Raw genomic sequence first — 22,165 nt, 5'->3', positions numbered from 1 at the left:
ATAAACTGTAAATCGGACTTTTTATAAAAGTTTCGTACAAGATATCATATTAAAAATTTGGTTTTTGCAACTGATGGTTTATAACAATCTATGTAATTTCATAGATATTTGTTAATCTTTAATAGCTTTGCGTCAAAGTAACTCATTAATTATAAACGCCCAATTTTTTATATAAGGATAGTATGCAAATTTTCATAGTCATCAGCATGTGCTTTTCGATGTTTATGTCGATAGAAGCTTCATTCAAGGATCACCTGAGCTCTCATTTTACTGCAAAAGATATTATTAATATTGAAAAATGTATTGATACATTGACCCTATTTATGAATGCTTTTAATTCTAAGCAAGAATCATTGTTGTTATCATCTATTGATCGTAATCAAATAAAGCTAAGAGACGATATTGTTCATATGATTACAACAAGAAATATGCAGTACGCATTCTCTTTATACTCTATAGATAATTGTGGTATTGAAATTATGCCTCAGGCTATAAAAATAAATGGTTATTATAAGTTTCAAGAAGTTGATGCTAACGGGCGTTGGTCTCGTGAAGGATTTTCTAACTATTTTGTTTTACAGCAAAGTAGTAACGGTAACTGGGTTATTATTGATACTAATTTTTCTACAAAATTAGATTGGGATAATTTTTATGGATTTGTAGGGCTGCTTTGGTTTTTATTTGCTCTATGGATGTTGATCGATTGCTTTAACAGGGAATTTGAAAAAAGAGGAAGATGGTTTTGCGCGATGATTTTTATACCTTTTATAGGTCACTTACTTTATTTTTTTGGTGTTAAATTGAAGCAGTGGGATAATCAACCTAAGTATTATGAAAATTATTTACAAAATGATGAATATTCAAAGCAAGCTGCACTTGCAATACGGAGTAATTGGATTTATTTGTGGACTTTTAGCTTGCTAGCTATGCTTGGATTTACATTCATTCCATATGCAGTATGCACGAGTATGATGATTGCTCTTAAAGTTTCTATAATAGTTTTGCTATATACTTTATCTGTTATGTATATATTTTCATTTGCTTTTGCATACCTACGGCAAAGTACCATTGCTATTAAGCTGAGTATATTGGGACTTGTGTTTATGATCTGTTTTAGGGTGTGTAAGTATATATCAAATATTTTGCTTAATTTTGAATCTTTATCGTATGAAAAATTTATGAACGAGACTGGAGTGTTTTTAGTTACAGCGTTATGGTTGGTCTGTTTATGCATTGAGTCATATCGTTTATATTGTTTAAATCAAGCTGTTTTAGATAAGAAAAACGTTCAAGCATAATATATGTATGGAGTATAATTTTAATCATTTACGTAAAAAAATACTGAAATAATCTTAAAATAAATTACATGAAAAAGTAAAACATTATGATACGTAATCATTTTTTAATGGCATTGGCAATAATAAGTTTGTGTATGGTTTTTACCTATCCAAAAGATTTTAGATGTACCTTTTCAAAGGGATCTTCTAGCTCAGGTGTTTGTGAATATGGTAATGAAATAGTTAAAGACATTAATGCAAGTGGTTTGATAAACCTGAATGAAACCAAAGTCACAGATTGTGCAACTATACATGGATGTTTGTATGCAACTCAGGCTCATTTAAATAAATTACATGTTAATGGATCAGCCAACCTTGAAAAATGTACGGTACATCGTAATACTCATATTAATGGGTCTTTGAATGGCAAAGATAATATATTTGAAGGTACATTAACAATTTCTTCAAATAAAGTATGTTTTGATGCAACATCGACTCAGTCTATTGAAATTCGTAAAATTACTCGTGACAATAATCAACAAGTTGTCATATTAGAAAACAGTAGTACTGTAATCGGCAATATTACTTTTGCAGCAGGAAATGGTGTGGTTGTAGTAGATTGTAATAGCAAACTTACAGGGAATGTTATTGGTGGGGTGGTTGTTAAAAAAGAGGATTATGATAAAGATTCAAAATAACATAATACGAATTTTATTTTATAGTCATATTAGCAAACCTGTAAAATAACCTATTATTTTATAAACACCTATCTGCTAGATGGCATATATTTAAAAAACGAGTAATAGGAGCTAAAATAATTATTTCCTATTACTCGTTTTTTAAATTAAATTTTTATTAAAAAGCTTTGTGCTGTTGGAAAAGCTTAATAATCTCTTCTCGTGGAGCGTTAATATGATGCGCCATTAATTTTTTTGCTTCTTTTATATTTCTTTGTAGAACAGCATCGGCTAATTGTTTGTGACATTCATAATTGTTATGCAAACTGCTTTGTGACAATTGGTATGACATTTGGCAATATCGATCAAATTTCATATATATTTGATGGCGAATGTTTAAAAGCAGTGGTGATTGACAACCAGCTATGAGAGCAAGGTGAAAATGATAATTACGTTCAGCCCATAAAGTATGTGCTACTTTTTGTTCAGAACATTCAACGAGAGAAAGTTTGTAAAGCTCTGCTACGATATCAGCTTGCCATTGTTCACCCCCAGATTTTATAGACCAGCTTAAAGCAGTTGTTTCGATGTGAGTAAATACTTTGTAGACATCGCGAATATCTTGCTCTGATATTTTTGCTACTGAAAATCCCTTATTTTCTTCCATGCAGACAAGTCCAACCGCTGAAAGTTTAGAAAGAGCTTCTCGAACAGGGCTTTGTCCAATATTAAAACGTTGCGTGATAGGTATAACTTTTAATTTTTCTCCAGGACGCAAAATGCCTTGAACTATTTCTTGTTGAAGTTGTTCGTAGCATTGTTGTGAAAGAGAGTTTTCTAATTTGAATTCAATTGATTTTTTCATTCAGTTTCCTATTATTTTATAACAACTTCAAGAATTGAGAGCATAGATTGAGTTTGTTGAATGTTTACAAGTTTTAGATCTGCAGCATCTAATAAGCTCTCCCATTCGATTTTTGTACGTTCTTTGCCACCAAAAATAACTAACATAGCCAAATCAACATCCTTAGAGAAATCACGAGTATTTCCAGAAGAAACAATTGCTTCAATAATAATCAATTTGCTTGTATTGTTCATAGCTGCTCTACAATTTGATAAAATTTTTATACACAACTCATCATCCCAATCATGTAATATTCTTTTAAGTATATAGAGATCATGACCTAATGGAATTTGCTCAAAGAAGCTTCCTGATTGCCATGTAATTGATTGCTCAATATTTTGCTGAGCTAAGTATGCTTTTGCAGATATTTCAACATGCGGCAAATCATATACAATGCCTTGCATGAAAGGATTTAATTTTACAATTGCTGTTAATAATCCTCCTTTACCTCCACCGATATCCATAATATTTTTATAAGGTGCAAAATTGTAGCAGTTAGCAATAGCTTGATCTTCTTTTTCTGAAAGATTGCGCATTCCTTCGTCAAAAGAGACAGCTAATTTAGGATCTTGTGCAATAAGATTAAAGTAACCTTGTCCAAAAATGTGGTTAAATGCAGGCTTTCCTGTTTCAATGCTATACTGCATGTGCCCATACGATCGCCATCGCTTTTCATCGCCGTCGTGATTTGCTAACCATGCTTGCAATGAATTGGGGTAGCTTGAAACCAATAATTCGGCTAAAGGTGTTAGTGAAAAAAATCTGTTCTCTGATTCATGAAATATGCCATTGCTGGCAAGTAACCGAAGTAATCGATACAGAGCATTTTCATTGGTATGCGTTTTGTTTGCCAAATCATATATGTTACAAGGTCCATCGATCAAATGATCTGCTACCTTTATAAGTGCAGCGATATGAATAGCTCGCGATACTATATGGGCTGATGCAAGTTCTATGAGTTTGTGTGAGTTGTTAAGATTGAGTGTTGGATCAGCTTTGTCAGAGTAACATACAGACGAGCAGATAGTGCAAAGCATCAACAGCAATTTTAGTGATTGGTTTTTTGAAATTTTCATGAATTATTTTTTAATTATTATAAATTAATATGTTTTATTTCAATATAACTTTATCGCAAAATTCTTTTTTGTCGACAAAATTATTTTTCATCGACAAAAAAATTTAATAATAAAGTCTGATTGGGCAAGATATACAATGCTTTAAATGTAAGATTTTCAGCTTGATTTTTAAATAAATAATTATACGTACGTTAAGAGGGAAATTTTAATGATTATATCATTTTAAATTTGAGCTGCTCTTTCAAATTACTTTAACGAAAAGTTTCAAGTCCGCACAGTGTGAGCGTTGCGATTAAATAAGATGAATCTATTTGGAATGTGTGGGGCCATAATTTTAATGAAGGTTAAAAGTAGGTCTATTTTTTTCATTGAAATTATATCGTAGCAATTTTAAAGGAAAAATTTCGCTATCTTTTTCTAGTTTAATAAGAAAGTTCACGAATGATTATTGTGTTGTATTTTTAGTTTTTTTGTACATACTTCTCGTATGTTAAAAAATAGCAAAAATATCTGTAGCTCAGCATAATAAAAGCATGACAAGCTTTTGTAATTGTCGTGACTACATAACCTTACCAAGAAAGATGACAATAATGGTTTTTTTTAATCGTTACACACGATTTTTTTTATTACTATGTATGAGTTTGTGGCAGTATGTACAACCTATGCTTGGTTCTATGCTCATTGAACCGCAAACCATTACGTATTATTTATATATTGAAGATTTTGCAGTTAGCTTTATTCAAATTCCAACATCAAACGTCTCAGGAAGTAGTACGACGATTGCTTCGTCGTATCTTGCAGGAAGAGCTCAGATTTATGATGCTAATAATATTCCTGTTGGAACATGTTCAGCTTCGTTTTTGAATATGCAAACTGCAGATGGAATTTTTACCGATATATCTAACTATTTAGTTGCAGATAGTGGGTTAATTGTAACATGGTTTACACCAACAACTTTAATTAACTTAGAGTTAGATAGCATTATTAATTCCATGGTGACTGATTGTACCGTGGTAGCAACAACAAAAGTTGGGGTTAATCCTTTTTTTAATCAAACATTTAATCTGATTGTTTCATCAGATGACTCAAAAATTTATTTTAAATTCACTAGAACTGGCATGATTTTTTAAAAAGGAATGATTATGAAACGCTTTTTTATAGCACTTATTCTGTGCACATCGTTAATGTCTGGTATGACTGACTGCTCATCTGACGAGCAAGATTACTCTTTTTATATTAAAGTTGGCTCAGGGGTTTCGTGCTCTGAGTTGGCACATGTCGTTGCGGTGTATCCGCCTTGGGCACAGGCTGTTCAAGGGTATGATTCAAAATTAGGAAATTGTGCTATTGCAGCTTTTGCTGTAGGTTGTGAATTTTTACATATCGTTGATGTTGAGTTAAGCATTGCCAATCGTTCAACTTTTGAATATCGACAGTTTCAGACTCCTACAACTGGTGGCGCATCGTATACACGGGAGTTTGACCTGAGCGTTACACCTATTTTATTCACCGTCAATTTACTTGGCCGAGGGATTCCTCACTTGAATATGGATGTTGCAGATGGAAAAATCTATCCAATGGTAGGGGCTGCAATAGGGATGAGTAATCTGTTGATAACAAATTTTAGAACAACAGGGCTACCTTCTACCGGTGGTTCAGCTCCCTACGAAAGTTTTTCTGCAGAAAATCAGTATACGCTTCGTAAGAATTTTACCTATACAATTCAAGCAGGGCTTGAGTATAGTCACACGGATCGTTGGGCAATTGGAACTGGCTATCGCTGGTTTAATGCAGGAGATTTTACAGGACCTGAGTATCAAAGAACTGGAACAGGCGCTGCCGTTGACTTAGCTGATGAACAGTGGCAGATGCGTTTTAGAGCTCAAGAATGGTTTTTGGAATTTAAAATTTTCATCTAAAATTTAAAAATATATTTGATTCTTGTACAAGATATTAAAAAATGAACTCATGAAAGTGAGTTCATTTTTTGTTTAAAATATATTAGATAAATTTTTTTTGAATTGTAATGATTTTCTCAGGCAGTGTTAATTGACTGGTTGTATTTTTTGGCTATAATTATACAAAGATGTTCTGCAGTTTCATACTATAATAAAAGTGTCGTTCTATGAAAAATTTTAAATTACAAGCATTTTTAATGATGCTTATAAGTTGTCACGTTGTAATGCCAGTTGCATGGACAGAACAAAAGCAGAATGCTTCGATTTTAATATCTTTAGTAGCGGCGTACTATGCATACAATCTTATTCCTTATTATGCTGATCAACCTGCAGAATTTTACGTAAGCCATTCGTATCCTCATGCTCAATTGTGGTATGAAGAGATGATTGTAAAATACCCTCAAGCTCATTTAGATAAAAAAAACTTTTTACACATGCGGTATGGAATTTCAATAGAAAAAATTAGTTGGGGCGTGGGAGGTAATAATATATATGTTTCTCAAGTAGATTTAATATACCTTGAAAGTGTATATAGCAAAAAAATCAATGGGCAAGAGCTTTCTAGTCAAGAACTAGATTTTTTATATCTTACAGAATGGGCTCTTTTACATGAAGCAGGGCATGCTGAGCTTAATTATTCATTGCATGCAGCTGTTTTGGCTCTTGGTTGTTTTACGACGCTTGAAATTATCAAGATGGTATACAAAGAATCAACTGATGATGCATGTAAAAAATCTATAGAATCAATAGTTGCTACATGCTTTGCCGATGACGTAATTAAAAATTATATTGTCAGTGCTGCAATGTGGATGCGCTATGGTGCCATGAATTGTTTGCAGGGGTTGTCTTTAGGAGTTCTGACAACATTGTGGGTAAGAGACCAAGAGATGCAAGCTGATAATTTTGCTAATCAGCATGCAGCAACCGATTGCCTGCCAATTGCAATAAGATTTTTTGAGTACTTTGCTGATCAGTATCAACCGTCGATTGATCGTATTGTTGAGGAATTAAAAGAAGATGCTGATTTTATGTCTGAATTAGCATATTTTGATATAGATATTATAGATCTCATTAAATCGGTTACTTATTTTGGAAAAGATCCTATGCATCCAAGTTTTGATTACCGAATTCAGTCTATCCGTGATGAAATTGAGCGTCGACTTGAAAAAGGCAGTCAAGTTTAACATTGCAATTCTCAAACGTGATCTGGTTAGACATTATTAATATTTGAGTATAAAAAAGCTGAGTACATATGTATTCAGCTTTTTTGATTTTTTAACTATGAATATTATTTTGATATGAAAACGATCTTATATTGATAGTGTTTTTTAAACACTATTTATGCATATAACCTTGACAGGCAGATGAATACTCATTAAAGTACATTATTCTAAAACAAACAAATGCATAAAAAATAAAAGAGTAGTTCATGGAAATGTTAGACAGAAGAACGCATTATCCTGTAGCTGTTGATTGTGTTATCTTTGGTTATGATGGCATAGAATTAAAAGTCGCCTTAATTGAGAGAAAAAAATTACCATTTTTAGGATACTGGGGTCTGCCTGGTGGATTTTTAATTGGAATAGAAACTGTTGAGCAAGCAGCATATCGAAAGCTTCAAGAAGAAACAGGAATCCATGATATTTATCTTGAGCAGTTTCATGTCTTTAGTAACCCTGATCGAGATCCTCGTGGGCATGTTATAACCGTTGCATTTTTTGCACTTATTGCATCTGATAAAATTGAGCTTGAACCAACAACAAATGTAGTTCGAGCACAATGGTTTTCTGCATATCAAATCCCTCAACTTGCATTTGACCATAATGAAATTTATACAAAAGCATTAGAAGCTTTACGGATTGCAATAATAATAAAACCTTTAGTTTTCAAGTTATTACCAAAACAGTTTACGTTAACTATGCTGCAAAATTTATATGAGCAGATAGTTGGATATTCTATAGACAAAAGAAATTTTAGAAAAAAAATTCTTAAAGATGGTTATGTTCAACAAACAACCAAAACTACAAATGGTGGGCAGCATCGTCCAGCAAAGCTTTATAAGTTTAATAAATCACGCTATACATATTATCCTACAATGTTTTGATACATTGTATTTGCCTTCTATTTTTCTTAATCTTATGAATCTTTATATGCAAGTAAGAAATTCTTTTAGATACTTTTGAGTTTCATCTCTTGTTAAATATCGTAAGACACATTCTTCTTCAAATTGCTCATCAACTTGAGGAAAAATTTCGGATACATGAAGTTTTGAAGGAGGATCCATCAGTAAAATGGTAGAGGTATACAATTCAGGTTTTACTTGGTGAGGAATTCTATGATCCAAATAATATGCGTTGCCTTGGTGCATATATTTTCTTGTATAATTACCAATTACAGCAAATTTACCTGTTTGAATAATGGTATAATCATCTTCTTCTTTTCGACTTGGGAGCATAAAAACATCATATACTTGATACGTATTATTTATATGTAAAAGTAGTTCTTGAGCTTCTTGTTTATCATTAAATCGCATTCGAGCATCAGCATCGTGATACTCTTTGATGTCTAATCCGCCCGTAATAATTTTTGATGAAAAATTCCATCGATGATTATGTATCGGTTGCCAGCCACCATTAAAACTTTGTTGGATTGCGTCTATTCCGCCTTTTCCCCAGAAGTGGAATCGGAGTTGCTCACCTTGTTCTCCTTTATAAAGGATTATCTTTATAAAACCAGCTGGATGATAATATGCTGATATGTGTGATAAAATTCCCTCATCATCGTCAGCAATTTGGGTGATGAATTCTTTAAATTTATGATCACTTTTTATGATATCTAAATCTAAAAAATCAAGATGGTGATGAAAAGATTTTCTTTTGTATATTTCTTTTATTTGTTCAACCGTGTGGTGATATATATTTGCTAGAAGCCTGGGACAACCTAATGAGCTTAAGAATAATCCATAGAAAATAATTTTTTGCGTGAAGAATCCTAAGCTTGAAGCTTGTTTCTTATTCATAATTTAACCTTTATTTGAAAATGCTTATTAATGCTATTATGAATCGATCTGTAAGGCCTGTCAATCAAATTGTCGATATTTTCTATATGAAATATTGTTTGCTTGGAGCACTTATGGAGATTAGTTTTCAATTAGTATTTTTAATAGCTGCAATGTACAGAGTGGATGAATTATGAAAATTATTTTTGATCAAGCGAATCATCATAAAACAAATGATAGAGAAAGTTATCAGGATTATGTAAAAATTGTTTTGTTATTTTATAATGTTGCGTATCGTAATAATTTATTTTTTCTAGCATATTTGCATCACAAGAATAAATTGTTGCACCTGGATATGCTAAGAGAATAGGTGAGTGCGTTGCAATAATAAATTGGGCATTTGAATTTTTACACAGCTCATGAATAGTTGCTAAAAATGATAATTGGCGTTGAGGTGAAAGAGCTGCTTCTGGTTCATCAAGTATAAAAAAGCCACCAAGCCCTAATCGATTTTCAAAAAAGGACATAAAGCTTTCACCATGAGATTGTTGATGCAGTGATTTTCCACCGTAAGGAGCGTAAGCGTTTCCACTTTCTTTTTCAAGAGTATCTAAGTAATTGGCGATATTAAAAAAACTTTCTGCTCGAAAAAAGTATCCATCGCGCGGTTTGATGGTCCAAGAAAGCGTCAGCTGATCAGCAAGAAATTCTGCTGGGGTACAGTTATTGTGGTCTGATGTACTAAAGTTAATGTTTTTACTTCCACCTTCAGTGCCAAAACCTGCTTTGTGTGCAATTGCTTCAAGAATAGTTGATTTGCCCGCGCCATTTTCGCCAACAAAAAAAGTTACTTGCGTTGGAAAATCAATAGATTTTAAATTTTTAATAATTTGTAATGAAAAAGGATACGTATTAAAATCAACAGTAGTATCAAAATGTACGGTAAGTTTATCCAGAATTTGTCGGTTTTGGAATAAATGATTCTTTTTAAATAATGTATTCATAATAATTTCTTTATAAATTGCTTTTATTTTACCTTTTTAAGGAATACCATGATTCAACAAAAATTTATAGCAATTGGTGGAGGAAGCGGCCTGAATAAAAAAGTCCACTCAAAAATTAATCAAAGAATTATTGAACTAAGTGGTAAGCCTCATCCATCAATTTTATTTATTCCAACTGCTAGTCGTGATGATGCTGACTACACAGAAAGATTTATCGATTATTTTCAGCATCGAGGAGCTCAAGTTGATGTTTTGTATCTTTGTAAAATAAAACCAACGTATGCGCAGATGCAAGAAAAATTTGATCGCGCAGATATTATCTACGTCGGTGGAGGTAATACGCTTTTCATGATGAATCTATTGAGAAAGCTTGAAGTTGATAAGCTTTTACAGCAAGCTTGGCATGCAGGTAAGCTTTTGTGCGGTGTCAGCGCTGGGTCGATTTGTTGGTTTGATGCTGGCAACTCTGATTCTCGTAAAGATAATAACCCAGATGCTGATTATATTAAAGTGACTGCTTTAGGATTTATGAATGCTATGAATTGTCCCCATTATGATTCTGAGCAAGGTCGTAAAGCGTCATTTAAAAAAATGCTCCGAAAGTATCCTGGAGTTGGCGTTGCACTTGAAGATCATGCAGCGCTAGAAGTTGTAGGTACAACGTATACAATTATAACTTCAAACGACACTGCACAAGGATATAAAGTGTATTGGAAAGATGGTTTGTTTTATGAAGAACCGTTAACCCAAAAGCCAAATCAATTATTAGATAATTTGTTAGCAAAATAATGTCTCTTCTTGAGTTATTTTGCAACGATCTTGTTCTTAGTTTACACTGAGAAGGAGATCTATAGTTATTACATTGTGCATAAAGGCTTGCTTTCAATTGATTACAAAAACTCGGTATTTAGATTTTTTAGATTGTCCGAAAAATGCATGGCTCTCGCTTCATAAGCCTGAGCTTGCACATTTATTTGAACTGTCAGAATTTGCTCAAGGTTTAACTGAGCAGGGAAATGTTATTGAATCGTTGGCACGAAAAAGGTTTCCTCAAGGTGTTCTTATTCAAGGCATCGCAGAGAAAGCTTTAGCAGCAACTGCGTACCATCTTGCAGCTCAAACTCCGGTGATATTTCAGGCGGCATTTCAGGTCGATCAGTTTTTCATTCGAGTTGATATCCTTGAATATGATAAGAAAAAACAGTGTTGGAACTTGTACGAAGTCAAAGCTACCAATTCAGTCACCGAAAATTCAAAACAGAATGATCATATTGAAGATGTGATATTCCAGAAAATTATTATAGAGTCTTCTGGGGTAGATCTTGGTCGAGTTTCTGTCTTACACCTTAATAAATTTTATGTACTGCGTGGACAAATTGATGTTGATAATCTTTTTCATATCCAAGATGTAACAGACCAAGCAGAAGAGCGTTTTATTGAAACTGCAGAAATGATGCAATACGCACAAAAAACGTTGGAGCAAAAAGACGAAAATAGTATCAATTGCGCATGTATTTACAAAGGTCGTAATAGCCATTGTGCAACGTTTGTTTATTCTCATCAAGATGTGCCTGAGTATGCAATTCACGATATTGCAAGAATCGGTGCAAGTAAGAAAAAATTAGCAGAGCTTGTCGATAAAAAAATATTTGACTTAAAAGACGTTCCCTTAGACTTTAAACTGAGCGAGATTCAAAGACTACAGCTGGAATCGCATGTTTCAGGGCACACGTTTATTGATAAACCTGCAATCAAAAATCAGTTGGATCAGCTTATTTATCCATTATATTATTTAGATTATGAAAGTTTTGCATCGGCTGTTCCATTATTTCAGGGTTTTAGTCCGTACAATCAGATCCCATTTCAATTTTCCCTGCATGTACAAGATTCTATTGATGCGCAAATTGTTCATTATGAATATCTTCATACCAAGCATGTTGACCCATCGTTATACATTATTGCTAAGTTAGAACAATTTATAGGAAGTGTCGGTTCTATTATTGTATGGAGCAAAAGCTTTGAGCAAGGTGTTCATAAAAATTTATGGCAACGCCATCCAGAGCATCAAGAATTTTTAGAAAATTTAAATGCTCGGATGTATGATTTGGCAGAAATTTTTACCAAACAGCTGTATGTGCATCCTGACTTTAAAGGCAAAACATCGATTAAAAAAGTTTTACCAGCATTAGTTCCAACTGCAAGTTATGCAACGTTAGGTATTCAAGCTGGTGATGTTGCATCGCAAAGTTGGTATACGATGATGTACGGTTCTTTGTCGCATGATGAGCAGCTGAAAATTATTCAAGATTTAGCAGAGTACTGCCAGCAAGATACGTATGCAATGTATGCAATTTTAATGAAATTATATGAAGAAATATCATCATAAGGAAATTTGTGCTTAAGATATATAGAATTGTATTTTTTATTTGCAGTATCTTTTGTATATGTCTATCATCTTTGCATGCAAGCCAGTATGGGCCTAATACACTCTTTCAGGCACCTTATGAATCAGATGAGTATATTGGTAATTTTACGGGAACGTTTTGTGCCGGAAAAACTGATCAAAGTTATGATCGGTCAGGGAATGTCGTTCCATTTTTACAAAACTATGGAAAAGAAGATATTTTATTAGGTTTTATTGATCCACTGACGCACGATGATCCTTTTAAAAAAATAGGGGTGATGGATTTTTCTGGGTCAGTGCAATTTGAATGTTTAAATTTGTCCTATTATAAAAATATTATGCATCATATGTTTTTAGGTATCGGCACTATTGTTCAAAATTTAAATATATACATTCATGAATCTGATCTTCAACTTTTACAACCTTTAACATCTGATGAACAGCGCTCGCTAGAGTTGTTTGAATCTAAAATACCAAAACAAATTAACACTTCAGGAATTCTTTCGACGTACCTTGAAACTGGATATAATCGAACGTATACAGAGCTTAAGAGTGTGCACGAGTTACAACTTTTTTTACGAGGTGCTATCTTAACGCCCCAATGGATGGAAGGTGCAGATTTAAACCTTTTGCAATATCCTTTTACCGGAAATATGACATTTGGGTATCAGGTAATTGGAACGGTAACAGCACAATTGACAAAGCATATGAGCTTTGGTGTTTTTGGTACGGTTAACTCGTTTCAATCGAAAGTTATAGACGCTCCTTATAATGAGCATATCCCGAACAATCAATTATTTATTGATAAAAAAATTCGTGCACAGTACACACCAGGGACTGTATACAACGGAGTTGTGTATTGGCAGTTGAATAATTTTAATCGTAATTTCACGATCATGGCAGGTTTAAGCTTTATGTATGGAACACCACGAAAAATTAAACCCCTCAATCCAAATTCATTATATGTAGCATCAGAATTACAAACAACTTTACGGGTCAATGCTACTTTGGAATCATGGAACCTGAATGCATTATTTTTGGAACTTGATTATAATTTTTTAACGAAAGATAATCCGCAAGGCCCTTGCATTAGTTTGTTTTTTAATACTCCTTTATCTGGGTATCATTATCCAAAAATTAATGGTATCGGTGGGGAGTTTGGGTTAACGTTTAATTATTATATATAAATGTAACGTGAACAGCGATTATCATTCAATTTTATTATTAATCAGGTCAGAAAACCCTCGATCTTTTAAGCTCGGAGATGAATGATCGTTTTGATTTTTGAAAGCTTTTGATATAAGTCCGGGGTTATTACTGCATACGTTATTTTTTAACGCAATACAATAATTATTAAAATTTTATACATATTCTTTACAATAATATTTTTTTAATGAATTATAATTAGAGTGTTGTTATTTTATACTATTTATAAGGAGGTCATTATGACTTTTTATAAGTTTGGTTTTTGCCCCATGCAGCAAGATACAGGACCAGATTCTGGATCAATGCATGCTACATCCCAATCAGTGAGCATGGTTTTCCCATTCACTCAATATTCTTCTTCTTCTTCTTATTATTCTTCAGTCTTATCTTTAAGACTTTCAATTCTTGCAAGCGACCTTGTCATTGTGAGTTTATCTATTATTCTCTTCGTCTCTTTATTACTCATTTCTATTTTAGTTTAATTTTTATTTAGATTTTTTTGTGTGAAATAGAGCCAAATTAGTTTGGTTACTTTTTTACTGTTTATTCGGCTTTCTATACATGCTTGAGTATGTGTATTTTGTCGTGAATTTATTATATTTTTACGTTTTTAGGAACTATTATGAACAAAAATGTTCAATTTTTTGCCATCTTTTGTATGGTTACTATCTGTATACAATCAGCTGAAGATCGTCGTTTGCAGCTATCAGAAAACATTGGTATAAGTGTCATGGCAGATGCTCTGCCATCAGAGAACTCCCATGAAGATCAATCATCTGAAAAAAGACCGTTATCATTGTCCGAAAGTATTGTTATCGGTGGGGTTGTAGGGTGCTTGGAAGTTGCATTTCCTGGGCAAATTCTTGTATATGCAATGAATCAAAAAATAGATAAGAAACCTTTTGTTCTATCAAATTCATATAAAGGGTTTTCAGCTCATGCCGGTGGTCAGATGCCTATTACCGCAATGCAAAAAGTGGTACAAGTAAAAGGATCTGATTTGCTAGAAAAATGGCAAGATCGACCTCTTTCTATCAAGCAAAAGATTGCTATATCTTGTTGTGCAGGTATTGCAGGAGCTATTATCGATACCCCTTGCAATGCTGTTCAACTTTTTTTGCAAAAAGAAGCGAATGCAGGAAAAAACATAGGTGATGCTTGTAAAGAACTTTCAATGAAAAGTTGTTTTAAAGGTTTTACAGCCAATGCATTGTTAAAAGAGGCTCCGTTTGCAATTGCTTACCAAACATCTGCTCCACAAGCAATTGAGATTGCAAAAGAATATGTAGGTGATAATTTATTTGCACAAGCAATTGGCGGTTCAATTGTTGGAGTTGCAACTGCTGTTGGAACTCAGCCTGGAGCAGTGATTCGCAATCGTATGAGTAATGACCCTCATGGAGTTTTGTATACATCAACATTACAAACCGTGCAAAAAATATATAAAGAAGAAGGCGCTCAAGCATTTTTTAGGGGATTGTCAGCGCGAGGACCTCGAGTTGGTATTGCTATACCACTGTATGTTATGTATGGAACAGCAATGGAATATATTATAAGAAAAGAATTATAATTATTTTTTTATAGGCATCATAAAAAAAGAGGAGGTTAAAAACTTCCTCTTTTTTTTGTCTATGTTTTGATATTTTCATATACTTATTTATAGCTTATAAAAATATTAATAATTTTTACATAAAGAAAATCTAATGAAAAGTACATCCCATTATCTTTCTATTTTCATGTTAATGCATTTTCTATTTTCTTGCATAGGTGCTCAAGATTCTGATCAAGATAACGCAAGAGAACTCATTGAATATGTTCAAGAACGAGAGATAGAATTACAAAATTTATATAAAAAAGAAAAAGAACTTTGGGATATTTGTCTATCGACGTCTGTTTCAACAAACTATAGCACTCATTATGAAACTACGGTAACGACCTATACAATTCAACCAACGTGTACATTACAGCAATTGTATGAATTGTATATGATCAGACAAAAATTAAAAAATTTTGAAAAGTTAACGCAAGAAGAAATTGCAGAAATGCTGAAAGATGGTGCGTTGCTCAGTGATCAAGATGATGATGGTAAAACAGCATTAGGGCATGCTCAATCTCAAGCAGTATATAATGCACTTCGTAATGAAGGCGCAAGTTTTGAATTGTATCCATTTGTTGATACTCATCAAGCAGAATTATATTTGTACGCAGGACTTCAAATTATTCCTGCAATGGTAACTTTTTTGTATCAGATGATGCTTAATACAGATAAACAAAATTTTTGGGATGCACAACGAGAAGCATATGAAAATTTATCTATCAATGCTCGTGATAAGATGGGTAGAACTCCAATTATGAACTATCTGATCGAACAAGAAGGTTTGATTGCTTTGTTTAAAAATGATACTTATTTTACAGCTTCTAAAAAATATACAAAAATAGTTGCTGAAACAAAAAACAAACTCACGCAGATGATTCAAAAAGGCGCACTTTTAGATCTGCAAGATGTATCAGGTAAAACACTTGTTAATTATTGTTATACGCCAGAAATTCATGAACATTTATGTAGCTTAGGTATGTTATCTGATGCGACAAGTTGGGTCTATTTTAACCCTATCAAAACAGTTTGCATGGGGATGATTCCAGCAGCTATTTTTACGGTATTTGTGTATCAGCCATTCATGTTTGAAGACAGGAATATTTTTGATGCATATTTTGAAAAAGAATTTTTAGGAAAATAAATATTTTTAAATTTTTTATGATAATGGTGCGTACAGAAATGAAACGATATATAATTTTTTATTTTTTATTATGCTCAAATTTTCTTGCAGCATCACATGATATTTCTATGGCTGATTATGAACCATTGATCCATCAAGATGCAGTCAAAAATATTTTAGCAGATTGTTTTAGTCCAATAATAGCTGATGCGGTTATTGCAAGTTTAGTTGATTCTATCGACAGCAATGCAGTTGTTATCATGGCAGATGATTGTGCTGTAGGGTATTCGTTTTATAGCTATCATTATCATGAACAAAATGTTGGATTTATTGATTTTATAGGAATCAGCTCTCAACATCGCAAAAAAAAGTATGCTACAACTCTTTTGAATTTTGTACTCAACCGTATGCGTCATGAAGGTATGCAAGAAGTTCAGTTAGTCGTAGCAAAAGAATTACAGCCAGCAATAGATTTATACTATGGATTAGGTTTTTGGAATATTGAGAGCTATGATGAATATTTTTTAAAATTTTCAAAATCATTGATTGAATAATTTGCAGGTTCTGTGAACCAAATTTTACGATTGAGCTTACCCTACATTTTTTATAAAAACTCCGGGGTTTTCAAGGCCGATGTGCCTGATACACTATTTTTTTTGAATTAAAAAAGCGTATAGTGGCTACCCCTGCCCATGTTTCCGGAGATGAGCCCAGCGATATCGTAGGCTGGTATGATTATTTTGAATTTGGTTCATACAGCCTAAATTGTACATTAAAAATGTATCGATATACTATTGAGAGTTAAATTTTAGCTATTGCGTGATAAGGACAATAATTATGGTTATGAAAAGAATGAACATGGTGGTAGCACTTGTTATGTTGTTGATGACAACTATAGCAAATACGAAAAATGAGCAAGTAGAAGCATGTATTGTTCTATACGATATACAAGAGGTATTTTCTTCTGATTATAGTATGAGAAAAGTGAAATATTCTGAAAGAATTTCTATCGTATATGGCACAACAAAATCACATTATAATGGTGGCGCAAGCATGATGATTCCAAAATCTATGCATGTTGATGAGGCGTATATAGTTGGTTTTGAGCAAGGAATAAAAGCTATGGTAGATGAGGTTTCAAAAGAGCCTATACGAGCTTTTTTTGTGCAGGATAAAAATTTTGTACGAGCTTTGATCAATTGTTTTGTTGATTACGATAGAACATTTGTAAGTGATAAAAATAATAAAATCAAACTTGATGTAAGAGCAGTCTTTAAAGCATCTTCAGTTGATTTTTTTTCTAAACACAAAGTACAACTTACTTTACAGCAAAAAGTAATGTTAGATAAACATGCAAGTATAATAGATACATTTTTTGAAGGCTATCAAGATGGTGCGCAAGCTGTTTTTGATTTTGTATCAACCGATTCTTTAGGTGTTATTCATTATCAATTTTACTTACAAAATTTAAAATAAACTGTACGATTTTTTATTTTTATAAAAAGCAACCTGTATACAGGTTGCTTTTTTGTTGTGTTAATGCAAATTTATTGTCTTGTTGATTGACCTTTTGTGTGATGAGTTTTATGATCTATTGATACAAATAATTTTTAGACCATACGCGCAAACCAAAAGGTTATTATTGTGATATTAATAGAAATCAAAAATATACAAAAAACGTATACCACCAATCGTGGTACGATTGAAGCGTTAAAAGATGTTTCATTATCAATTAAACAAGGCGAAATATTAAGTTTACTTGGTGTTAATGGAGCTGGTAAATCGACCTTGTCTGGTATTATTGCAACACTTCACCCTGCATCAGGTGGGGACGTTCTTTTTAAAGGCACATCTATTTATGACAATATTGAAGATTTTCGTTCAAAAATCGGATATTGTCCGCAAAAGCCAAACTTAAAATCAATGTTAACGCTTGAGCAAAACCTGATTTTTGCAGGTCGTTTTTATGGATTATCTGAAGAAGTTATTGCACAGCGTATAAAAGTTTTGGCTGATCAGTTTGAATTAGGTAAATATTTACAAGAGTATGCACATATTCTTTCTGGTGGGTATAAGCAACGATTTATGATTGCTCGAAGTCTTATTCATAATCCAGAACTTATTATTCTTGATGAGCCGACCGTTGGCCTTGATCCTCATATTCGCCGTAATTTATGGGATGTGATTAAAGGATTAAAAGAGCAAGGAATTACAGTTTTGCTTACGACTCATTATCTTGATGAAGCTGAAAAGCTTTCTGATCGTGTTTGCATTTTAGATAAAGGTAAGATTCAGATGATTGATACGCCAGAAAAACTTATGGCTGATTATCATCAAAATAATTTGGAAGATATGTTTATAGAGCTTTTAAAAGGTAGCAAACATGAATAAATTACAAAGACCTGTGAACAAAAACAGTTATTTTAATGTGTGTAAAAATCTTATTGCAAGTGATCTGATTTTATTACGTCAATCTTTTTTAAATAAGTTTATCGATATCACTATCTGGGTTGTTTTAACAATCTTTGTTACGGGCTATATTATGCCTTATTTTGGATTGGCTGATACGTTTGGTGTATTTCAACTTGGCGGTGTTATTGCTGCAGTAGGACTTTTTGAATTGTATATTAGTGCTGTTGATTTATTGGTTGATTTTGAAGGTGATCGTGTTATTGATTATAATTTAACATTACCAATTCCTTCATGGTTAGCGATTGTTAGTAAGGCAGGTTACTATTTTATCGTGTATCTTTCATTAACACTCTCGATACTACCTATTGGTAAATTATTGTTGTGGAATCAGTTAGATTTGATGCAAATTAACTATTTCAAGTTGTTACTTGCGATTGTTTTTCAATGCTTGTTCTACTCTTGTTTTGTTATTTGGGCTGCAAGCGTGATTGATAATATGACCAAACTTGGAATCGTATGGGCTCGATTTATATTTCCAATGTGGTTTATGGGTGGATTTCAGTTTTCATGGAAAGCATTGTATTCGGTCTTGCCAGTAGTTGCATGGATTGATTTGCTTAATCCTATGATTTACATCACCGAAGCGACGCGAACATCAATTCTTGGACAAGCTGATTATTTGAATTTTTGGTTGTGTTTAGTTGCAATTTCATGCTTTTCAGCAATGTGTTTGTTGCAGGGGATGCGTAATTTAAAGCGACGTTTAGATTTTATTTAGTTTATAGCATAGATATTTTCAAGGGCCTTGTGAATAAAATATTCGCAGGGCCCTTTTTACATGAAATAATTTGGATGATACACTTTTTTAGTAATGAAATTAGCCTGATTTTCGATTTTAAAAGAAAGTATCTATGGAGAATTACAACAACAAGATGTCATTATTAGCTCTCTTGCTATTATTTTTTATGCCATCACAACAGTTGCATGCTAGCCAAGCTACTAAAAAAATTGGTATGCAGTTAGCTTGTGTTGCAAAAGCGGTTACGAGCAACCAATTAGCTTTGCATAATGCCTACCCTGAAGATGATGCTTATAATCATACGGTTATGAATGGTACTTATTTTGACGCCAGACGATTTAAGAATAAAGAAGAAAAGTTTCAATTTGTTAAGCACCACTTTTATCATCTGCAGGTAAAAACTGATGCGAATGAAATGTGTGTTGATTTGCTTGCTCAAAGTAATTATTCACGTTTACAACTCGCTCGATTCATGCATATTGCGCAAGACGCTGCAGTCAAAGAAAGTTGCGATGCAATTAAGCTTGTGCATCTAGAAAAAGCATTTGGTGAAATAGAATATGGAAAAACAGACAAAAAATCATTGAATCTATGTCAAGTTGCACACCATGAAGCAGGGCATGCAGTTATAAATGCTTTGTATGACACAGGAAGAATTACTTTATTTGCATCAATAAATCCAAATGAACAATCGCTAGGATATGTATACCATGCACCTACAACAAATAGTATAACAGAAGATCAACGATGTAATTATGTTAATATGCTTCTTGCAGGAGGGATCACCGAGCAAGTTTTTGGTTTGCCTTATAGGTTTGAATTTGATACTGAAGAGAATATTATACGTGATTTTCGTAGTCGAGGTACAGGATCTGATTCTTCAGCTGCTATGAGCACCGTAGAGCAATTAATAAAAAATAAATCTCAAACAGATGCAAGTAATTGTCTTGTACCACTGAGTAAAGATTTATTACTCGACTTAACTGTTGAAGATAATTTTATGAGCATGTACAACCAGTGTCAGAAAACTCATATGAATCAAGATACTCTTTTGCAATTAAAAGTAAATCTGATGAAAGCCAGATACATATCAACAATTGAATTGGTCAGAAAACATCAAGAAGAAATTACAGCAGTTGCTCAAGAATTATTACAAGAAAAAGTTATTTCTGGTAAAAGAATCAAAGAGATTATTGATCGAGTTCAACAAACAAAAAATAATAATTAACGATAATTTGTATATGAACAAAACAAAGAAAGCATCTATATTACTATTCCTATCATTTTCGGCGCAATTTTTATTTGGTATTTCATCTTTTTCATTTGAATTTGTTGATAGGGCAGCTTGGAATCAAGCCTGTAAAAAATTACCGATGAACGTTGAGGTAATGCATACAACAAAAAAAGTTTCAGCTTGGTCCTGTCATAAAAATATACACAATGATAAAAATAGTGCATGGCTAGATTTTGAAAATGCATTAAAGCAAACATTACAAATATTTCAAAAAAGTTGCCTGACAAACCAAAGTAATTGGGTGAATAATAGTATTCCTGAGGCATCTTTTTATGATATTTCAAAAGAAATTTTTATACCTTATATTCAAAAGTTTGAAGCTGACAAAGATGATAAAATTGTGATTCATGGAGATTTTCATGGAGATATACATTCACTTATTGCGGAATTAGATGCTTTAGAAAAACAAGGATATATGAAAAAAGACAGTTTTGAACTTGCTCAAAAAAATGTGTATCTAGTTTTTCTTGGAGATTATGTTGATCGAGGTTTATATGGCTGCGAGGTCATGTATACTTTGTTTCGTTTAAAAATTGCTAATCCAAGCAATGTCATTATGATTCGGGGTAACCATGAGGATCAAAATATATCAGATAATTATGGATTTAAAGATGAATTAATTACAACTTTTGGATCGAATTTGTATGCCTACCAGCAAATTTATAGATTATATAATTTTTTACCGCTGGCTTTATATCTTGGACGTGGGAATAATTATATTCAATGCTGTCATGGAGGTCTTGAGTACGGTTATAAACCTCAAAATTTATTACAAAGTAGCTGTACATTCGATTTGCTTGGAATGGTAAAGCGATCTGATTTTAAAAAATATTGTGATTGCTGTCATCAAGAAGAGCCTATATTTGTAGGTAATTGGTTTCAAGATAGAGCTTCATTTTTAGATTTTATGCCATCATCGCCATCAAGTTTTATGGGATCAATTGGATTTATGTGGTTTGATTTTAAAAAATTTGGAGACTCACATTGGCTTGCAGGAAGAGGTCTTGCTGCAAATGAAGATTTAACTCAACTTGTTTTAGATTATCAAAGTGCAGGGTCATCTAAAAAAGTACGTGGAATTATGAGAGCTCATCAGCATGCAGGTGGTATAGAAAAACAAGATCCTTCAAATTTAATGAGCGAGTTAGTTGCAAGCAAAGGTGTTTATAAGTTATGGAGGCCAATTGAAATTAACCAGAAAAGATCATTGCACGATGGGATTGTATGGACGTTTAATGTTGCGCCTGACTCTTTATACGGTAAATTTTGTCACTATGGTTTTGATGCCTACGCAATTATTTCTATAGCAGATAGGTATGAAGATTGGAGTATGGAAGTTTTTAATACAAAGATTATCGATTGCCATCTTTCAAAAAACAAATAACCAAACAGATCTCTGAGTAAATTGATTGGTTTAATATTCAATAACATTTTTAAAA

The 22,165-nt window shown here is 32.8% G+C and carries 22 protein-coding genes; 18 read left to right on the top strand and 4 right to left on the bottom strand.

The features are described from left to right. The first annotated feature begins 182 nt into the window (after positions 1-182). Entirely contained in the window at positions 183-1,298 is a 1,116-nt protein-coding gene (locus C0J27_RS01250) for a PLD nuclease N-terminal domain-containing protein (RefSeq protein WP_115585392.1), read from the top strand. Between the two features lie 86 nt (positions 1,299-1,384). Next, positions 1,385-1,975: a hypothetical protein gene (locus C0J27_RS01245; RefSeq protein ID WP_115585391.1), complete on the top strand. Its 591-nt coding sequence runs from the start codon at positions 1,385-1,387 to the stop codon at positions 1,973-1,975. 157 nt (positions 1,976-2,132) lie between these two features. Here the strand turns inward: C0J27_RS01245 and C0J27_RS01240 are convergent, their stop codons facing one another. After that, positions 2,133-2,819 carry a GntR family transcriptional regulator gene (locus C0J27_RS01240; RefSeq protein WP_115585390.1) on the bottom strand — a complete coding sequence of 229 codons (687 nt, stop codon included), beginning with the start codon at positions 2,817-2,819 and terminating at the stop codon, positions 2,133-2,135. An 11-nt stretch (positions 2,820-2,830) separates the two neighbouring features. Continuing rightward, positions 2,831-3,934: a methyltransferase gene (locus C0J27_RS01235; protein WP_115585389.1), complete on the bottom strand. Its 1,104-nt coding sequence runs from the start codon at positions 3,932-3,934 to the stop codon at positions 2,831-2,833. A 590-nt stretch (positions 3,935-4,524) separates the two neighbouring features. Here C0J27_RS01235 and C0J27_RS01230 point away from each other — a divergent pair. From C0J27_RS01230 to C0J27_RS01215, 4 genes are all read left to right on the top strand, one after another. Continuing rightward, entirely contained in the window at positions 4,525-5,064 is a 540-nt protein-coding gene (locus C0J27_RS01230) for a hypothetical protein (protein WP_115585388.1), read from the top strand. A 12-nt stretch (positions 5,065-5,076) separates the two neighbouring features. Further along, on the top strand, positions 5,077-5,853 hold the full coding sequence (locus C0J27_RS01225) for an outer membrane protein (RefSeq protein ID WP_162801715.1): 777 nt from the start codon (positions 5,077-5,079) through the stop codon (positions 5,851-5,853). A 206-nt stretch (positions 5,854-6,059) separates the two neighbouring features. Continuing rightward, positions 6,060-7,076 carry a hypothetical protein gene (locus C0J27_RS01220; RefSeq protein WP_115585386.1) on the top strand — a complete coding sequence of 339 codons (1,017 nt, stop codon included), beginning with the start codon at positions 6,060-6,062 and terminating at the stop codon, positions 7,074-7,076. A 245-nt stretch (positions 7,077-7,321) separates the two neighbouring features. Further along, the gene (locus tag C0J27_RS01215) at positions 7,322-7,996 is read left to right on the top strand and encodes an NUDIX hydrolase (protein WP_115585385.1); all 675 of its coding nucleotides are present in this window, start codon (positions 7,322-7,324) and stop codon (positions 7,994-7,996) included. A gap of 42 nt (positions 7,997-8,038) precedes the next feature. On the opposite strand, the gene C0J27_RS01210 is transcribed toward C0J27_RS01215, so the two are convergent. After that, positions 8,039-8,911 carry a hypothetical protein gene (locus C0J27_RS01210; RefSeq protein WP_115585384.1) on the bottom strand — a complete coding sequence of 291 codons (873 nt, stop codon included), beginning with the start codon at positions 8,909-8,911 and terminating at the stop codon, positions 8,039-8,041. Between the two features lie 179 nt (positions 8,912-9,090). Then, positions 9,091-9,894, bottom strand: coding sequence for an AAA family ATPase (locus C0J27_RS01205; protein WP_115585383.1), 804 nt, complete (start codon positions 9,892-9,894; stop codon positions 9,091-9,093). A gap of 48 nt (positions 9,895-9,942) precedes the next feature. Here C0J27_RS01205 and C0J27_RS01200 point away from each other — a divergent pair, with 48 nt between their 5' ends. The 12 genes from C0J27_RS01200 (at position 9,943) to C0J27_RS01145 (ending at position 22,110) form a co-directional block, all read left to right on the top strand. After that, the gene (locus C0J27_RS01200; protein WP_115585382.1) at positions 9,943-10,683 is read left to right on the top strand and encodes a Type 1 glutamine amidotransferase-like domain-containing protein; all 741 of its coding nucleotides are present in this window, start codon (positions 9,943-9,945) and stop codon (positions 10,681-10,683) included. Between the two features lie 97 nt (positions 10,684-10,780). Further along, positions 10,781-12,280, top strand: coding sequence for a DUF2779 domain-containing protein (locus tag C0J27_RS01195; RefSeq protein ID WP_115585381.1), 1,500 nt, complete (start codon positions 10,781-10,783; stop codon positions 12,278-12,280). 8 nt (positions 12,281-12,288) lie between these two features. Continuing rightward, positions 12,289-13,485 carry a hypothetical protein gene (locus C0J27_RS01190; protein WP_115585380.1) on the top strand — a complete coding sequence of 399 codons (1,197 nt, stop codon included), beginning with the start codon at positions 12,289-12,291 and terminating at the stop codon, positions 13,483-13,485. Between the two features lie 258 nt (positions 13,486-13,743). Next, positions 13,744-13,986: a hypothetical protein gene (locus C0J27_RS01185; RefSeq protein ID WP_115585379.1), complete on the top strand. Its 243-nt coding sequence runs from the start codon at positions 13,744-13,746 to the stop codon at positions 13,984-13,986. Between the two features lie 140 nt (positions 13,987-14,126). Then, positions 14,127-15,074, top strand: a complete 948-nt coding sequence (locus C0J27_RS01180) for an MC/SLC25 family protein (protein WP_115585378.1) — start codon at positions 14,127-14,129, stop codon at positions 15,072-15,074. 133 nt (positions 15,075-15,207) lie between these two features. Further along, positions 15,208-16,242: a hypothetical protein gene (locus tag C0J27_RS01175; protein ID WP_162801714.1), complete on the top strand. Its 1,035-nt coding sequence runs from the start codon at positions 15,208-15,210 to the stop codon at positions 16,240-16,242. A gap of 38 nt (positions 16,243-16,280) precedes the next feature. Then, positions 16,281-16,775 (top strand): GNAT family N-acetyltransferase, encoded by a 495-nt coding sequence (locus C0J27_RS01170; RefSeq protein ID WP_162801713.1) that lies wholly within the window; start codon positions 16,281-16,283, stop codon positions 16,773-16,775. A 283-nt stretch (positions 16,776-17,058) separates the two neighbouring features. Further along, complete coding sequence (locus C0J27_RS01165; RefSeq protein WP_115585375.1) at positions 17,059-17,697, top strand: hypothetical protein; 639 nt, start codon at positions 17,059-17,061, stop codon at positions 17,695-17,697. Between the two features lie 168 nt (positions 17,698-17,865). Continuing rightward, positions 17,866-18,612 carry an ABC transporter ATP-binding protein gene (locus C0J27_RS01160; protein WP_162801712.1) on the top strand — a complete coding sequence of 249 codons (747 nt, stop codon included), beginning with the start codon at positions 17,866-17,868 and terminating at the stop codon, positions 18,610-18,612. After that, on the top strand, positions 18,605-19,411 hold the full coding sequence (locus C0J27_RS01155) for an ABC transporter permease (protein ID WP_115585373.1): 807 nt from the start codon (positions 18,605-18,607) through the stop codon (positions 19,409-19,411). Before C0J27_RS01160 ends, C0J27_RS01155 begins: the two co-directional genes overlap by 8 nt. Before the next feature lie 133 nt (positions 19,412-19,544). Beyond that, on the top strand, positions 19,545-20,660 hold the full coding sequence (locus C0J27_RS01150) for an FtsH/Yme1/Tma family ATP-dependent metallopeptidase (RefSeq protein WP_115585372.1): 1,116 nt from the start codon (positions 19,545-19,547) through the stop codon (positions 20,658-20,660). A gap of 13 nt (positions 20,661-20,673) precedes the next feature. After that, entirely contained in the window at positions 20,674-22,110 is a 1,437-nt protein-coding gene (locus tag C0J27_RS01145; protein WP_162801711.1) for a metallophosphoesterase family protein, read from the top strand. Positions 22,111-22,165 lie beyond the last annotated feature (55 nt).

The organism is Candidatus Chromulinivorax destructor, assembly GCF_003366055.1.
GTDB lineage: Bacteria > Babelota > Babeliae > Babelales > Chromulinivoraceae > Chromulinivorax > Chromulinivorax destructor.
Note: the sequence above shows the minus strand (reverse complement) of the source record. Positions and strands in the feature narration are given on the sequence as shown.

What these genes read in the sequence shown, in the direction of transcription:
- C0J27_RS01245 (WP_115585391.1), top strand. Translation starts at nt 1,385, where the DNA reads ATGATACGTAATCATTTTTTAATGGCATTGGCAATAATAAGTTTGTGT.
- C0J27_RS01170 (WP_162801713.1), top strand. Translation starts at nt 16,281, where the DNA reads ATGAAACGATATATAATTTTTTATTTTTTATTATGCTCAAATTTTCTT.
- C0J27_RS01145 (WP_162801711.1), top strand. Translation starts at nt 20,674, where the DNA reads ATGAACAAAACAAAGAAAGCATCTATATTACTATTCCTATCATTTTCG.
- C0J27_RS01215 (WP_115585385.1), top strand. Translation starts at nt 7,322, where the DNA reads ATGGAAATGTTAGACAGAAGAACGCATTATCCTGTAGCTGTTGATTGT.
- C0J27_RS01150 (WP_115585372.1), top strand. Translation starts at nt 19,545, where the DNA reads ATGGAGAATTACAACAACAAGATGTCATTATTAGCTCTCTTGCTATTA.
- C0J27_RS01155 (WP_115585373.1), top strand. Translation starts at nt 18,605, where the DNA reads ATGAATAAATTACAAAGACCTGTGAACAAAAACAGTTATTTTAATGTG.
- C0J27_RS01200 (WP_115585382.1), top strand. Translation starts at nt 9,943, where the DNA reads ATGATTCAACAAAAATTTATAGCAATTGGTGGAGGAAGCGGCCTGAAT.
- C0J27_RS01210 (WP_115585384.1), bottom strand. Translation starts at nt 8,911, where the DNA reads ATGAATAAGAAACAAGCTTCAAGCTTAGGATTCTTCACGCAAAAAATT.
- C0J27_RS01175 (WP_162801714.1), top strand. Translation starts at nt 15,208, where the DNA reads ATGAAAAGTACATCCCATTATCTTTCTATTTTCATGTTAATGCATTTT.
- C0J27_RS01185 (WP_115585379.1), top strand. Translation starts at nt 13,744, where the DNA reads ATGACTTTTTATAAGTTTGGTTTTTGCCCCATGCAGCAAGATACAGGA.
- C0J27_RS01180 (WP_115585378.1), top strand. Translation starts at nt 14,127, where the DNA reads ATGAACAAAAATGTTCAATTTTTTGCCATCTTTTGTATGGTTACTATC.
- C0J27_RS01240 (WP_115585390.1), bottom strand. Translation starts at nt 2,819, where the DNA reads ATGAAAAAATCAATTGAATTCAAATTAGAAAACTCTCTTTCACAACAA.
- C0J27_RS01220 (WP_115585386.1), top strand. Translation starts at nt 6,060, where the DNA reads ATGAAAAATTTTAAATTACAAGCATTTTTAATGATGCTTATAAGTTGT.
- C0J27_RS01165 (WP_115585375.1), top strand. Translation starts at nt 17,059, where the DNA reads ATGGTTATGAAAAGAATGAACATGGTGGTAGCACTTGTTATGTTGTTG.
- C0J27_RS01230 (WP_115585388.1), top strand. Translation starts at nt 4,525, where the DNA reads ATGGTTTTTTTTAATCGTTACACACGATTTTTTTTATTACTATGTATG.
- C0J27_RS01235 (WP_115585389.1), bottom strand. Translation starts at nt 3,934, where the DNA reads ATGAAAATTTCAAAAAACCAATCACTAAAATTGCTGTTGATGCTTTGC.
- C0J27_RS01225 (WP_162801715.1), top strand. Translation starts at nt 5,077, where the DNA reads ATGAAACGCTTTTTTATAGCACTTATTCTGTGCACATCGTTAATGTCT.
- C0J27_RS01250 (WP_115585392.1), top strand. Translation starts at nt 183, where the DNA reads ATGCAAATTTTCATAGTCATCAGCATGTGCTTTTCGATGTTTATGTCG.
- C0J27_RS01205 (WP_115585383.1), bottom strand. Translation starts at nt 9,894, where the DNA reads ATGAATACATTATTTAAAAAGAATCATTTATTCCAAAACCGACAAATT.